The organism is Robiginitalea insularis (genome assembly GCF_052497835.1).
In genome coordinates, this window is record NZ_CP199296.1 from 636,326 (window position 1) to 649,421 (window position 13,096).

Sequence of the window (13,096 nt, forward strand, 5' to 3'; positions counted from 1 at the left end):
ACTATTGCCAGTACTGTATATTAGCCAGTAAAACAGCTCATATACGAACCGTCGTCCTTCATTCCCGATAGTTATCGGGACCAACCGCTAACCAATGTTAAAATTCTTTAGAGGGCCGAACGGGCAGCAAAGGTCTTGCAGACCTTTGCAAGTGAGGAGCCAGCCGGTGCGCTGGCCTTAAAAAAACAAAAGACATGATAAAGCTTTTCCGAAGAATCAGAGAACAACTACTGACTGAAGATAAGTTCAGCAGATATCTTTTATACGCCACAGGAGAAATAATACTTGTTGTTGTAGGGATCTTGATAGCACTTCAGGTCAACAATTTAAACGATAGCAGAAATGTTGCAGCCAATACGAAAAATAACTTAATTACACTTAGGGCCGAATTAATTTCCAATACAGAAAAATTGAAATTCAATATCGATGTTGTAAATGCTCAGATCAGAAACAGCCTTAATTTGATCGATTCATTGAATAACAATGTGGATTTGGACGATAAAGACCGATATCTATTAGATAAAATAGGAGAATTAGGACCCCTTAGACTAAAATCCTTAACAACAACCTCACTTGGTGATTTTATTAATTCTGGTTCTTATACTGCCTTCTTAACTGGGGAGATCAAAAACCATTTATTGGTATATAATTCAGAAATACAAAACGTCCATTTTACGCTTGACAGATTTGAAGAATACTGGAAAGAAATTGAGTTACCATATCTGACCAGGCACTTTAGTATTTTAGATATGTACACTCAAAGCTTCTCCAATTCGAGGGGAAAAGCTGGCAGATTGACTGAAAATACAATTCTGAGTTCTAATAAAAGCTATTTTACAAATGACCTTGAAGCATTTTTCAACAATCGGGAATTTGCGAGTATGTATACAGCAAGGTTTGCCGAATTAAGAGCCGTTTATTTTGCAATGGATTCATTAAACAGTTCTATGGATAACCTGATTAAAAGCATTGATACAACCCTTTAAAAAAAGGTACACCAATGTGTATGATCCATTAAAACGATTTATAAACAAGGCCGCTAGCCTTCGTTCCCGATAGTTATCGGGACCAACCACTAACCAATGATAAAATTCTTCCGAAAAATTCGTCAAAGCCTGCTAACTGAAAATAAAATCAGCAAATATCTTCTGTATGCCATTGGAGAAATTTTATTGGTGATAATCGGGATACTTATGGCTGTAGCAATTAATGATTGGAAAGAAGATAAAAAGCTATACAATGAAGAACAATCTATTCTAAAGGACTTAAAACAAGAAATGGATTTGAATCTTAAAACCTTGGAAATTGTTATCGAGCAACATGAAGAGTCTTTGAAGGCGGCACAAGAAATGAGAAAACTTTTTGATGACAGAGATTCTTTCAATAAAATGCCTGCAGAAACATTTCAGCAACTTGTTTCCCAGATGGAAACAAATTTTACCTATGACCCTCAAAACGGAATTCTTAATTCCTTAATTAATTCAGGACGTTTAAATTTGTTTTCCAACAAGGAACTCAAATATTTATTAGCCTCATTCAAGGAATTGACAGCTGATGCTTTTGAAAGTACCCATGCCATAAATAATGAAAGGCCACCATTAATGCACAAATCCTATTTGAGTGGATACGAAAAAAAGAATGGTGAAATTATTTCGTATGATACAAAACTAAAATATGATGATGAAGCATTTAGGCTATACACTATTTTATATTTCATAGTAGTACGAAAAGACGGTCTGGAAGAAGAGCACAACTTAAAACAAGAATTAGAAAAGATTATTAACCTAATTAATCAAGAGATCAAAAAATAAAGAAAGCACAACAATATAGAACTGCAATTTGCTGTATTGTTCGCTGCGCTCGGAACGGCGAATTTGAATACGTCCGAATTCACTCGGAATTGCTAACGTCAGTGTTTAAACTGAAAACTAATTTATTTTAATCCGTAACTGACCGTTATACGAGACCGTTCTGCTTCATTCCCGATAGTTATCGGGACCAACCAATAACCAATGATAAAATTCTTCCGAAAAATTCGCCAACAGTTACTCTCTGAAAACAAGACCGGTAAATATTTGATTTATGCTTTCGGAGAAATTGTTCTTGTGGTAATTGGTATTTTAATTGCTTTACAAATTAATAATTGGAAAGAAAACAATGAGAATTCCATTTTCGAAGGGAAGGTTATTGCTGAATTGTCCGTTGATGTAAGCGAAGATCTTAAAGAAATGAGCAGCGCATTAGACTCTTTAAAAGCAAGCCAAAGGTCTTCTATTATTATAGAGAATCTCATAGAAAACAAAAAAGAATATCACGATTCATTAAATAAGCACTTTGCAAGTGCACTGAGATTATGGTCTTTATCACCAAATAATACGGCATTCGAAATGGCGAAAGAAGAGGGTATGTATTTTATCACCAATGATTCAATTAGATTTTACAGTTCAAAATTAAACGGTTATCTATTAGATTACATTCGCGTTCTGGAAGATAGATTTGAAAATTATAAGTCTGCGGTGGTTTTACCACATATTCAACCGCTCTTTAATTCCTATGGCTTCAGTACGATGCGACCCATTAACTACGACGAATTAATTGAAGATCATACTTATTTGAGTATCATTAGATCCATTTTTTCTATGAGAGCTCGTTACATCAATGCGCTAAATATTAGATATAAATGGACAGGCAATTTGGACAGTTTGATTAAAGAAGAAATGGCAAAATCTAATATTTAACGAAAGCACAACAAAGGCTATAGTTCATTACGGCTGAATAATACTTGCGTCCCATTGCGCAACGAAACCATAGCCAAAAACGTTAGCGGTCAGCTTAGAACAACATTGTAACAAAACTAAAATGATTAAAGAAAAGATACTTTCTGCGTACGATGATATGGCTTATAGGTATAACGAACTTATAGACCACAAACCACATAACGCATATTATGACAGACCTAATATGCTTGAATTATTACCTGATGTAAGAGGAAAGATAATTCTTGACGCAGCTTGTGGCCCCGGAAAATACGCTGAAATCTTAATTAACAGAGGAGCAGTAGTTAAAGGTTTTGACATTAGCCCTAAAATGGTAGAATTGGCAATCCAAAGAAATAAAGGTGAAGGTGAATTTTTTATACATGACTTTTCCAATCCAATCAGTATGGTAGAAGATAACTCCTGCGACATAGTTTTATGTGCATTGGCACTTCATTATATAGAAGACTGGACTTTAACAATACAGGAATTCAATAGAGTTTTAAAAAGTGCTGGAACATTAGTAATATCAATTGAACACCCATTTTTTGAATACAACTATTTTAAGTCTAAAAACTACTTTGATGTTGAAAATGTGAAATGCACTTGGACAGGTTTCGGGCGACCTGTTGAAGTAAATAGTTATAGAAGACCATTAGGTGAGTGTATTACCCCTCTGACAAATAATGGATTTCTCATTGACAAATTAGTCGAGCCTAAACCAACCAAAGAGTTCGAAAAATTAGACCCGAAACATTACAAAGAACTAAATGAATTTCCCTCATTTATGTGCATAAGAGCGATAAAAAAGTAGGACTTATAAAAAGGCCGAACCGCTAACAATGTATATACGAAATAGGCGATATGGTAGTAAAATCAAAGGAATTAGCTAGGTTCAAATTTTCGCTTAATAGAAAGTTTCGTGCTTCGTAATCGCCTAATTTTCATATACTCACCGTTATATGGTATTTTCTGCAAAGAAATTAAAATACAGCCTTTTCAGATCTGAGACTCATAATAAATTATATTTTTTATAGATGGAAAAGGTAAACATTAAGATTCCCTGTGAAACGAATTGTGTTATAAGAATAACCAATACAGATTTTATAATACTCCATGCTGACCGCGTTTGATAAAACTGTAACACAGCTACTATGAACCAATAACTTATAAGAAGCCCGAAAATCAGACCTAAAATTGTCATGGACGACGGAAAGAGAATAAAGATGATTATAATAATGATATAATAAAGCATCGTTTGTCCACTTAGATAAGCAGATAAAGCTAAATTTTCGACAAAATTGGCTCCACGCCCTATAAAAAATAACCAGATCAGGGAACCGTAAATTGGACACGTGAATAGTATAAACACATTAAAATATCTAAAGGTAAAACGCAAAAACTCCATCTCATTGGTTTCTATCGAGGAATAATTGATTGTGGTATCTTCGAACTTCAGAATAAAAAAGAATGCAATCGCTACCATAATTGCCAAAAAGCTAAAGGGATTGTAATAGGTCTTTCTTTGCCCTGAAATATAGCCCCGGGCCACTTTACCTGGTCTGTATACTAACTGTCGAACCAATAGCAGCATTCCCCGGTCTGTATTGCTAAATGCCATCCATAGGTCTCTTAGCAAATGTTGGAAATTTAATCTTTCAATATCCGATTTCTGACCACAATGCGGACAATACTTATAATCATCCGTTATTGGCTTATTACAGTTTTTACATTTCATCCTCTGTTATCGGTTTAGTTTATGAATATTATTGAAGTAGTTTCTATCTGTCATTAAGATATTGATTTAGGTTACCGGTGTAAGCTTAAAAATTTAATTGCTCATTACGGTTAATTAACAAATCAGATAGAAAAAGATATGCCATTTTAACGGTTTAAATTTGGTAATAAGATAATATTATGGCACAAAACCAGAATCACAAAGCGGTTTAATGCCAAACAAAACACCATATAACAACGGCTATAATTCAGCGCTGTCTTCTCACTAAAACAAAATTTCCTACATTTAAATAATACTAAAAATGACTTCAATGGTTGAACGGTCAGGGTTCGCTTTTGCCGACATTAATTTTTCCTGCAAAGCAGAAAACCCAACGCTTAGCTTCATCCTCATTGTAGCGCCGGTATCATAGCCAAAACCGTTGTGCACCATTGTTAAAACCTAATCTGAAGCTTATGAAAAAAACTATCGTTATTTATTTTCATAGGCTGCGTGAGCAATTATGGTTTAGACCTTTGCTATTCTGTTTAGGATCAGTTGCTTTGGCATTATTTGCCCATCAAGCAGATGGAACCGGATTAGACACAGTGGTTCCCAGCATAAAAACAGAATCGATTAAGGGTTTGCTGGATACGATATCTGCCAGCATGTTAGTAATCTCAATATTTGCTGTTGCATCGATGTTATCAGCATTCGCTGCAGCAAGTAATACTGCTACCCCAAGGTCATTTAAGATTGTAGTTACAGATGATTTGTCGCAAAATGCTTTATCTGTTTTCATAGGATCATTCATATTTAGTATAGTTGCTACCGTAGCCCTGGATAATGGGTATTATGGTAAGTCTGGCATATTTATTCTTTTTTTACTCACTTTATCGCTATTGGCAATGGTCATTCTTACCTTCTTAAGATGGGTAAACGGAATTTCAAGATTAGGAAGATTAGAAAATACCATATCTCAGGTAGAATCGGTTGCTTCTAAATCATTATCCGAATACATTAAACAACCTTTCCTGAATGCGACGCCTATTACCACCCCTTTCACAGATGGACAATTCGTACTTAGCAACTCTGTTGGTTATGTCCAACATGTAGATATGGCAGCTTTACAAGCATTGGCTAAAAAGAAGGGCTTGAAAATTCAACTTCATTGTCTACCAGGCGATTTTATTCATGAAAATTTTGAGATTGTATCCTTCACTACTACTGAGGATTCAAACGTGGAGGAAATAACACAAAAGATAAATGCTGCCATTCATGTTGGTAATACCAGATTGTATGACGAGGATCCTCGATTTGGGCTTATTGCATTAACAGAAATTGCCAGCAAAGCCCTATCTCCGGGAATTAATGATCCGGGAACTGCCATTCAAATTATTGGCAGTCATGAGCGACTGTTTTTTTTATGGAACGAAGCAAATGAAAATAATAAAGAAACTACCATCCTTTATGATTGTATAGCAGTTCCCAAAATTTCGATGATAGATTTTTTTGATGATGCTTTCAGACCTATTTCCAGAGATGGTGCTAATAATATAGAAGTAATGCTACGGTTGCAAAAGGTATTTAAATCAATAGAAACGATAAATCAAACGGATATAAAAAAAATGGCTGTCGAATATTCAAAAAAGGCATACGATAGAGCGGAATTATCCATGAAATACAAGCATGACCTTGATATATTAAAAAAAGAATGCTTATTCTACAATTAAGTAAATAAAAAACGGATGCACTACAAAGACTATACCCAATAAGGGTTTCCGAGGTAAACCGAAAGTAAACACATATATTGAAAATTAGAAATAAATTGAAAAAGAAAAGCTTCGAAATCCCTTACTGGGGCAGAGCCAAAACGTTAGCGGTAATTATAAAAAAACCTCTAAATGAATAAAACCGTATTGACAAAAGAACTAACCATAAATCATAATCTTTTTCTGGAATATATAAACTCATTGACGGACAAAGAATTTAATGTAAGACTTGACCAAAAATGGAGTGCAGGACAAGAACTTGAACATATAGTTAAAAGTGTGGAACCATTATCAAAAATATTAAGTAATAAAGCTATAATTGTTGAGAATTTCGGAGCAATAAATCGTCCAATTTTGGACTATACTGAATTAATAAGCAAGTATAAGAATGAATTAAAAAATGGTGGGATAGCAACTGGAAAATATGTTCCTGACGAAAAAATTGGAACTAATAAGAAAAAGGAACTTTTTAAAATACTCTTGAGTTATGTGAAAATAGTAGAAAATAATCTTGAAAATTTCACAGAAAACGAACTTGACAATCTTATTCTTCCACATCCATTATTAGGAAAGTTAACAATTCGAGAAATGATTTATTTTACAATATATCACGTCCAACACCATAAAAAAAATATAGAACGGAATATTGCACAAATTACTGCCACTAACAAAGTATATAAAAAATAGCGATAGTCGATGCTAACATAAAGGTTTGCGCATTTTTGGCAATGCGGCTTATTTTAATCCGAAAAGTTATCCCTTATTTTCAGCGCTACTTTCCATATACGTTAGACGTTGTGCTTCATCATATTACCAACCATTGACCAATGATAAAATTTTTTAGAAAAATTCGGCAAAAGTTGATAAATGAAAATAGATTCAGCAAGTATCTGCTTTATGCAATAGGCGAAATAATACTTGTGGTTATTGGAATTTTGATTGCACTACAAATAAACAATTCAAATAACAAAAGATTAGATGCCGAAAGAGAATTTAAGTATTTATCAAATATTAAACTGGACCTAACAAAAGATATTGAAAGCCTTGAATACAATATAGATTTTAGACAAAAAAAGGCACGAGGAAATGAAAGATTAATAAACCAAATAAACGGACAACCAATTCAGGATTTAAACGAAACAACTTATAATGTGGTGAACACTTTATATCAGGAAAGATTTCAACCTAGTAATGTTACATACAATGATTTAGTGAGTTCTGGAAATATGAATCTTATTTCTAACGATTCAATAAAAATATATTTATTTGAATTATCTCTACTCTACCAACAAAATATATTCAACATTGAACACGAAACGGCGGAATATGATGAAAATATATCTAAACCAATTTTTAGATTAGCTGATATTGAACGTATGAAGCCTGTTTTTCTGGGAGAAAAAACTGCACAACAGGTCAATATTTCAGAAGAAGATTTTAAGGCTCTATTTGAGAGTCTTGAATATAAAAACGGATGTGTTGTTTCGAAATGGACTTCGGAAGGAATGATTGAACTCTATCAAAGTATTAAGGGAAAATCAGAAAATTTAATTGCACTAATTGATAGAGAAATTAAAAAATAACAAAAGCACAACAACGTGTATAATGTATGCCAAAAGGCACACATCATACGCGAGACCTTTGGCAATAATTTCACAGAATCGGTGCCAAATCAAGTACAGATGAATTTAAAAACCATAAGAGAGCAAAAACATTTAACTCAAGAAGAGCTTGCTGAGCTATCTGGGCTTTCCATACGAACCATACAACGTATAGAAGCAGGTCAAAAGCCAAAAGGACATACAGCAAAAATTCTTGCTAAAACTCTTGGTTTAGACTTGTCTTCTTTAAGTAAATCACAAAAACTGACAGAGAATGTTAATTATTCACTGGTTAAACGCATAAATCTCTCTATTGCATTTGTCTGCTTCATTCCATTGTTGAACTTCATTTTACCATTAGCTCTAACCTATTATTACAAACAAAACAACCACCTTACAAAAGACATTATCACCCTTCAAATTTTATGGAGTATCATCTCTATTCTAATATTCTTCATAGCAGGATTTCTCAAATTAACCTTTGGCTTGCATCATCTAACAGCACTTTGGGTTGCCATTGTTTTGATAGTAATAAACCTTATTATCATACTTGTCAATTCAGTAAATATAGAGAAGCATAAAGAGCTCTACTTCAAGTTAGGGTACAGCCTTATTTAACTGTTTTTCAAGTCCTTAAAACTGTTGTCGTGTTATTGACAGGAGATTGACGTGATGTTTTTATAGATATTAAATTCTCTTTTCTTGAATTTTGCCTCAAACAATTTAATCTATGAAAACATTACAAATTTTAACTATCCTCATAGCCATTGCATTATGCAATATTGCGGTTGCACAAAATCAGAATCAATCACCAACCCTTTATAATAGAATAGACAATTATTTGGATTCTGGATCTAAAAACGGATTTGCAGGAGCTATAACGGTTATAAAAAACGGAGACATTGTTATTAATAAAGGTTATGGGCTAGCCAACAAAAATACCCAAGCAAAAAATAACCCTAATACTATTTTTGATATTGGCTCTAATACAAAACAGTTTACGGCAACCGCTATTTTAAAGTTGATTGAAATGGGTGAAATAAATGAAAAAGACCCATTGTCCCTGTTTTTTAAAAATCTTCCAACAGATAAGCAAAATATCACTATTCACCAGTTATTAACTCATACATCTGGTTTTACTGAAACCATAGGAAATGATTTTGACGAAATCACTTCAAAACAATTTTTCGATACTCTTTTTGCAAGTAAATTACTGTTTAGTCCTGGAGAAAAGTATGAATATTCTAATGTAGGCTATAGTGTCTTAGGTAAGATTATAGAAATTACATCCGGATTAGAATATGAAGCCTTTTTATCCCGGTATTTATTTTTTCCGGCAGGAATGAAACAAACAGGTTACCTGTTACCCAAATGGAATACTAAGCAAATCTCACGAAGTTACAATCGGGGAATTCTAGAAGATGAATCACCTATTTTAAAGTATCAAAAAAATGGCACTATTAGTTGGCATTTAAAAGCTAATGGAGGCATTAATTCGACACAAAATGATATGATACTTTGGTATAAAGCTCTAAAATCCGATAAAATTATATCAAGGGAGTCGTTTAAAAAAATGACTGCGGCTTATGCAGATTCTCCCAGTGGTAAGTCAAGCTACGGTTATGGTTGGGGCATAAGGTTTCTGGAAGGTGACGTTAAACGAATCACTCATAACGGGTCTAATGGTGCATATTCACACTCGCTGATTTGGTTCCCCGAAAAGGATATCTATATTGTCTATGCTACAAATGCAAATAGTGAAAAGGTAGAATACATCGCATACGAAATTGCAAAAATGCTATTGGATGAGACTTATATTCCGAAGCCAGTTGAGAACAATGTTTATGCCTATGCTATTAACTATATGGCAAAAAACACCATTGCTAATGCCGAAGAACTAATAGCTTTACTAAAAGAAAAATATCCTGACAATTTTACAAGTTCCAGACTTTTAAATTCAATTGGAAATATTCTATTAATGATGGATAAACATAAAGATTGGGTTGTAGCATTGTTTAAGAAAAATGTTCAACTTTATCCTAATGACGGAAACCTATGGGATTCTTTGGGTGATGGCTATAAAGCAAATAACCGAAAAGAAGATGCTATAAAAAGCTACCGAAAGGCAATTGAATTAGGATACAATGATTCGCAGAAAAAGTTAACAGAATTACTTAAGAACTAGAATAACAACTGTTGCCAACAAGACCTAAACTGCATTAAAACACAGTTTAGGTAAAACCTCAGGCAAAATAATACCACGAATTATACATAAAAGTGACAAATAGAACAGACGGTAATCCGGACCGTACAAACTGAAAATTATAGTTGATATTTTAACTGGTAAACTAAAAACCCCAAGTGGGAAAACCCTATAGCATAGCTCCCACCAACCATGAGCGGAAAGAATGTCGTTTTTGTACTATCCAGACCTGGCAATGAAAGATAGCTTTGCATATAAACGACATTAAAATGGAAACTATTTTCAACCGCCATTCGGCACAACGACTTTTCACTGCAATTGCTTTATCAATTTCCCTGCTTATTTGCACGGTAGGCTGTTCGGACGATCAGATGATAAGCGAGGATTTACAGCAACAACTTCTTGAGATTGAACTGCGTAAATTAGAAAGTTCATCCGCCCATGTCAAAATACCCTTTCCCTCGGCAGAAGATCCGGGGCCACCGCTTTATATGCGCTTAGCCTCCATACTGAATCAGATTTACGCGGTGGACGGATGGGTGGTCATCGCCTTTTATCGTGAGCCAGGCTGCATAAACGAAGACTTTAACCTGCTCCAACTATTTGATGTGCCAGCCGCATTTTCATGCCATTTGCTCACCTCTGGATTTGTCATAAAGGAAAAGGATGCCGGTCCTGAGGTATTTCCCATCATAGCGCAAAGTACCGGAAATGCCGTTCCCTTCTGGTTTATAAACCAGACAGATTTTGAAACCCTGGCTTCAGACGGGGTGGTAACCATCACAGAACTCCGCAATTCTGAACACCTGGAGGGTATTGCCACAAAGTTTCATGAAACCCTGAAACCCAATTTTGATAATCACCTTGTGCAAATTAAAGCCGAAGGAAGCTTGTCCGATGGGCGTTCATTTAAGTATAACGTAAGCCATGTGGGTGATCAAACCCAAAACATTGGCCTGCGAATATGGTAGTGGCGTAAATTCACAAAAAACATCTGTACGATGCTCATTTCAAATGCTTTAAGTAGTATTTTTAGGGATTAGCATCCCAAATTACAAACCGAATATTATTAAAAGTGCCTGACACGATCTATATACCCCATCCAGCGCTACGTGAAATCGTCCTCTGCTACACAGCTGTAGATGTACAGATGCCTAATGATGTTGAGCCGACAATAACACCCTATCCGGCTACGCCACTGCAATCCATTATTTTCTATGGCAACCACCCCCTGAACATGAGGAAAGAAGGGATGAAGGACTTCGAACAGCAGGCCACCACAATGATCATTGGGCCCCAATACAGCCGTGTAGACCTGATGGTGAACCGATGCCTGAAATGTATACGGGTAGATTTCCGGCCTGGCGGTTTATTCAGGCTGTTGGGCATCCCCATGAAAGAATTGTTTGATGAAGCATATGACGCAGAGCAAATCTTCGGGCCGGAGCTAAAGGAATTGAACGAAAAGTTGGCGAATACCGACAATCTGGAAACCCAGAAATGCATCATAGAAATGTTTTTGCTGCATCGCCTCAGCAGGGCTCACGAATCGTTGCCTTTTGATAAAGCCATGCGCTTACTACTGCAAAACAATGGCAATATGCTTATTAAGGAGCTTGCGTCCGTTGCTTGTTTAAGCCTTCGCCAGTTTGAAAGAAGGTGTGGGGAACGCATTGGGATGCCACCGAAGACTTACGCAAAAATTGCCAGATTTTCGCAAGCGTACCGCCTGAGGGAAGCAAAACCCGATCTCAGCTGGACGGCCATTGCACATAGCTCGGGCTACCATGACCAGATGCACTTTATCAGGGATTTCAAAGAGTTTACAGGTGTTGTCCCCACACTAATTAATGCAGAACTGGATAATACGCCATTAAGGATGCAGGCCCGGTTAAGGGTATGAGCGAATGATACTTTAGAGGGCAGGGTAGATTTTGTAAAGAATATGGCTTAAAGAATGAAACTAGGAGGTTTTTGACAAAAACAGATATTTTGCGTTAAGGGTAATTGACTAAACACAACAATGTATTTAAACCATTAAAACCGCTTATATACTAGACCGTTGTGTTCCATTTGACAAAACATTGCCTTATCAGAAAAACATCAAAATGGAACACTCCTTATTCAGCATATTTACTTCCTGAAACCAATGCGCAAGCTATGATTTAGCCTTATCTTTATACTATTCCCGGTATCTTCCACTATAAGGTTTGCAATACTATTACATGTCCAAATTACCCAAAGAGAATAAATTTGTTGATCTTTCAGACTATGGAAGACCTATAGCCAAAGTACTCGCGAATTCATTAAAGAGTACTGCTGTCACTCCTGTACACCTTACTATTGGATTTATAATATCTGGCCTCATTGCCATTTATTGTATTATACAGGGTTATTATTGGCTGGCTGCATTCTTTCTGATTTTTAAGTCAATTCTAGATGCCGCAGATGGTGAATTGGCACGCGTAAAACAAAAACCATCGTATACTGGTCGTTATTTGGATTCTGTAGCAGACATTATATTAAATGCTTTATTTTTTATTTCTATCTGGTATATTACCGATACTAGCATTTGGACATGCCTTGCAGCATTCATAGGCTTGCAATTACAAGGCACGCTATATAATTACTACTATGTTATTTTAAGAAATAAATTTGATGGTGATACTACCAGTCGTGTGTTTGAAAACAAAACACCAAAAGCATTAGATGGCGAAAACCAAAAGCATGTGAATATCCTTTTTGGCTTGTATAAGCTGTTTTATAGTGCTTTTGATAAAACCATATATGCCTTGGATAGTAATGCAGATAAAGGAGCAGTATTGCCAAATTGGTTGATGACTTGCGTTTCTACCTTTGGTTTGGGTTTCCAACTGCTCATTATTTCAGCTATGCTTGTACTAGGCCTGAAAGCCATTATTCTACCTTTCTTTTTAGTTTATACAGTCATGGTTTTTGTTTTCATAGGTATTAGAAAGTTTTTCTATCCAGAACTGAAAGAGAAAGGTGAAAAACACAACACAACAATGTATATGAAATCATAACTC

General features: G+C 35.2%; 13 protein-coding genes. 12 read left to right on the forward strand and 1 reads right to left on the reverse strand.

Translation table 11 applies throughout. The features are described 5' to 3' along the window. Nucleotides 1–194 precede the first annotated feature (194 nt). The 4 genes from ACT6NV_RS02905 (at nt 195) to ACT6NV_RS02920 (ending at nt 3,570) form a co-directional block, all read left to right on the forward strand. Nucleotides 195–986 carry a hypothetical protein gene (locus ACT6NV_RS02905; protein WP_445385768.1) on the forward strand — a complete coding sequence of 264 codons (792 nt, stop codon included), beginning with the start codon at nt 195–197 and terminating at the stop codon, nt 984–986. 96 nt (nt 987–1,082) lie between these two features. After that, nucleotides 1,083–1,811 carry a DUF6090 family protein gene (locus tag ACT6NV_RS02910; RefSeq protein ID WP_445385769.1) on the forward strand — a complete coding sequence of 243 codons (729 nt, stop codon included), beginning with the start codon at nt 1,083–1,085 and terminating at the stop codon, nt 1,809–1,811. A 201-nt stretch (nt 1,812–2,012) separates the two neighbouring features. Next, the gene (locus tag ACT6NV_RS02915; protein ID WP_445385770.1) at nt 2,013–2,738 is read left to right on the forward strand and encodes a DUF6090 family protein; all 726 of its coding nucleotides are present in this window, start codon (nt 2,013–2,015) and stop codon (nt 2,736–2,738) included. A 121-nt stretch (nt 2,739–2,859) separates the two neighbouring features. Then, the gene (locus ACT6NV_RS02920; protein WP_445385771.1) at nt 2,860–3,570 is read left to right on the forward strand and encodes a class I SAM-dependent methyltransferase; all 711 of its coding nucleotides are present in this window, start codon (nt 2,860–2,862) and stop codon (nt 3,568–3,570) included. Between the two features lie 198 nt (nt 3,571–3,768). Here ACT6NV_RS02920 and ACT6NV_RS02925 read toward each other — a convergent pair whose 3' ends face one another. Then, complete coding sequence (locus ACT6NV_RS02925; RefSeq protein ID WP_445385772.1) at nt 3,769–4,494, reverse strand: DUF3667 domain-containing protein; 726 nt, start codon at nt 4,492–4,494, stop codon at nt 3,769–3,771. 455 nt (nt 4,495–4,949) lie between these two features. Here ACT6NV_RS02925 and ACT6NV_RS02930 point away from each other — a divergent pair, with 455 nt between their 5' ends. The 8 genes from ACT6NV_RS02930 (at nt 4,950) to ACT6NV_RS02965 (ending at nt 13,093) form a co-directional block, all read left to right on the forward strand. Beyond that, the gene (locus tag ACT6NV_RS02930; RefSeq protein ID WP_445385773.1) at nt 4,950–6,206 is read left to right on the forward strand and encodes a DUF2254 domain-containing protein; all 1,257 of its coding nucleotides are present in this window, start codon (nt 4,950–4,952) and stop codon (nt 6,204–6,206) included. 171 nt (nt 6,207–6,377) lie between these two features. Beyond that, a complete protein-coding gene (locus tag ACT6NV_RS02935) occupies nt 6,378–6,932 on the forward strand; it encodes a DinB family protein (protein WP_445385774.1) in 555 nt (184 codons plus the stop codon). Nucleotides 6,933–7,072: 140 nt separating this feature from the next. After that, the gene (locus ACT6NV_RS02940) at nt 7,073–7,828 is read left to right on the forward strand and encodes a DUF6090 family protein (protein ID WP_445385775.1); all 756 of its coding nucleotides are present in this window, start codon (nt 7,073–7,075) and stop codon (nt 7,826–7,828) included. 99 nt (nt 7,829–7,927) lie between these two features. Then, the gene (locus ACT6NV_RS02945; protein ID WP_445385776.1) at nt 7,928–8,464 is read left to right on the forward strand and encodes a helix-turn-helix domain-containing protein; all 537 of its coding nucleotides are present in this window, start codon (nt 7,928–7,930) and stop codon (nt 8,462–8,464) included. Nucleotides 8,465–8,576: 112 nt separating this feature from the next. Continuing rightward, complete coding sequence (locus ACT6NV_RS02950) at nt 8,577–10,031, forward strand: serine hydrolase (RefSeq protein WP_445385777.1); 1,455 nt, start codon at nt 8,577–8,579, stop codon at nt 10,029–10,031. Nucleotides 10,032–10,318: 287 nt separating this feature from the next. Beyond that, complete coding sequence (locus tag ACT6NV_RS02955) at nt 10,319–11,020, forward strand: hypothetical protein (RefSeq protein ID WP_445385778.1); 702 nt, start codon at nt 10,319–10,321, stop codon at nt 11,018–11,020. Nucleotides 11,021–11,124: 104 nt separating this feature from the next. Further along, entirely contained in the window at nt 11,125–11,952 is an 828-nt protein-coding gene (locus ACT6NV_RS02960) for a helix-turn-helix domain-containing protein (protein ID WP_445385779.1), read from the forward strand. A gap of 322 nt (nt 11,953–12,274) precedes the next feature. Continuing rightward, the gene (locus tag ACT6NV_RS02965; RefSeq protein ID WP_445385780.1) at nt 12,275–13,093 is read left to right on the forward strand and encodes a CDP-alcohol phosphatidyltransferase family protein; all 819 of its coding nucleotides are present in this window, start codon (nt 12,275–12,277) and stop codon (nt 13,091–13,093) included. Nucleotides 13,094–13,096: the final 3 nt, after the last annotated feature.

Bases quoted from the DNA above. Each gene is read 5' to 3' on its own strand.
- ACT6NV_RS02905 (WP_445385768.1), top strand. From the start codon at position 195: ATGATAAAGCTTTTCCGAAGAATCAGAGAACAACTACTGACTGAAGAT.
- ACT6NV_RS02910 (WP_445385769.1), top strand. From the start codon at position 1,083: ATGATAAAATTCTTCCGAAAAATTCGTCAAAGCCTGCTAACTGAAAAT.
- ACT6NV_RS02915 (WP_445385770.1), top strand. From the start codon at position 2,013: ATGATAAAATTCTTCCGAAAAATTCGCCAACAGTTACTCTCTGAAAAC.
- ACT6NV_RS02920 (WP_445385771.1), top strand. From the start codon at position 2,860: ATGATTAAAGAAAAGATACTTTCTGCGTACGATGATATGGCTTATAGG.
- ACT6NV_RS02925 (WP_445385772.1), bottom strand. From the start codon at position 4,494: ATGAAATGTAAAAACTGTAATAAGCCAATAACGGATGATTATAAGTAT.
- ACT6NV_RS02930 (WP_445385773.1), top strand. From the start codon at position 4,950: ATGAAAAAAACTATCGTTATTTATTTTCATAGGCTGCGTGAGCAATTA.
- ACT6NV_RS02935 (WP_445385774.1), top strand. From the start codon at position 6,378: ATGAATAAAACCGTATTGACAAAAGAACTAACCATAAATCATAATCTT.
- ACT6NV_RS02940 (WP_445385775.1), top strand. From the start codon at position 7,073: ATGATAAAATTTTTTAGAAAAATTCGGCAAAAGTTGATAAATGAAAAT.
- ACT6NV_RS02945 (WP_445385776.1), top strand. From the start codon at position 7,928: ATGAATTTAAAAACCATAAGAGAGCAAAAACATTTAACTCAAGAAGAG.
- ACT6NV_RS02950 (WP_445385777.1), top strand. From the start codon at position 8,577: ATGAAAACATTACAAATTTTAACTATCCTCATAGCCATTGCATTATGC.
- ACT6NV_RS02955 (WP_445385778.1), top strand. From the start codon at position 10,319: ATGGAAACTATTTTCAACCGCCATTCGGCACAACGACTTTTCACTGCA.
- ACT6NV_RS02965 (WP_445385780.1), top strand. From the start codon at position 12,275: ATGTCCAAATTACCCAAAGAGAATAAATTTGTTGATCTTTCAGACTAT.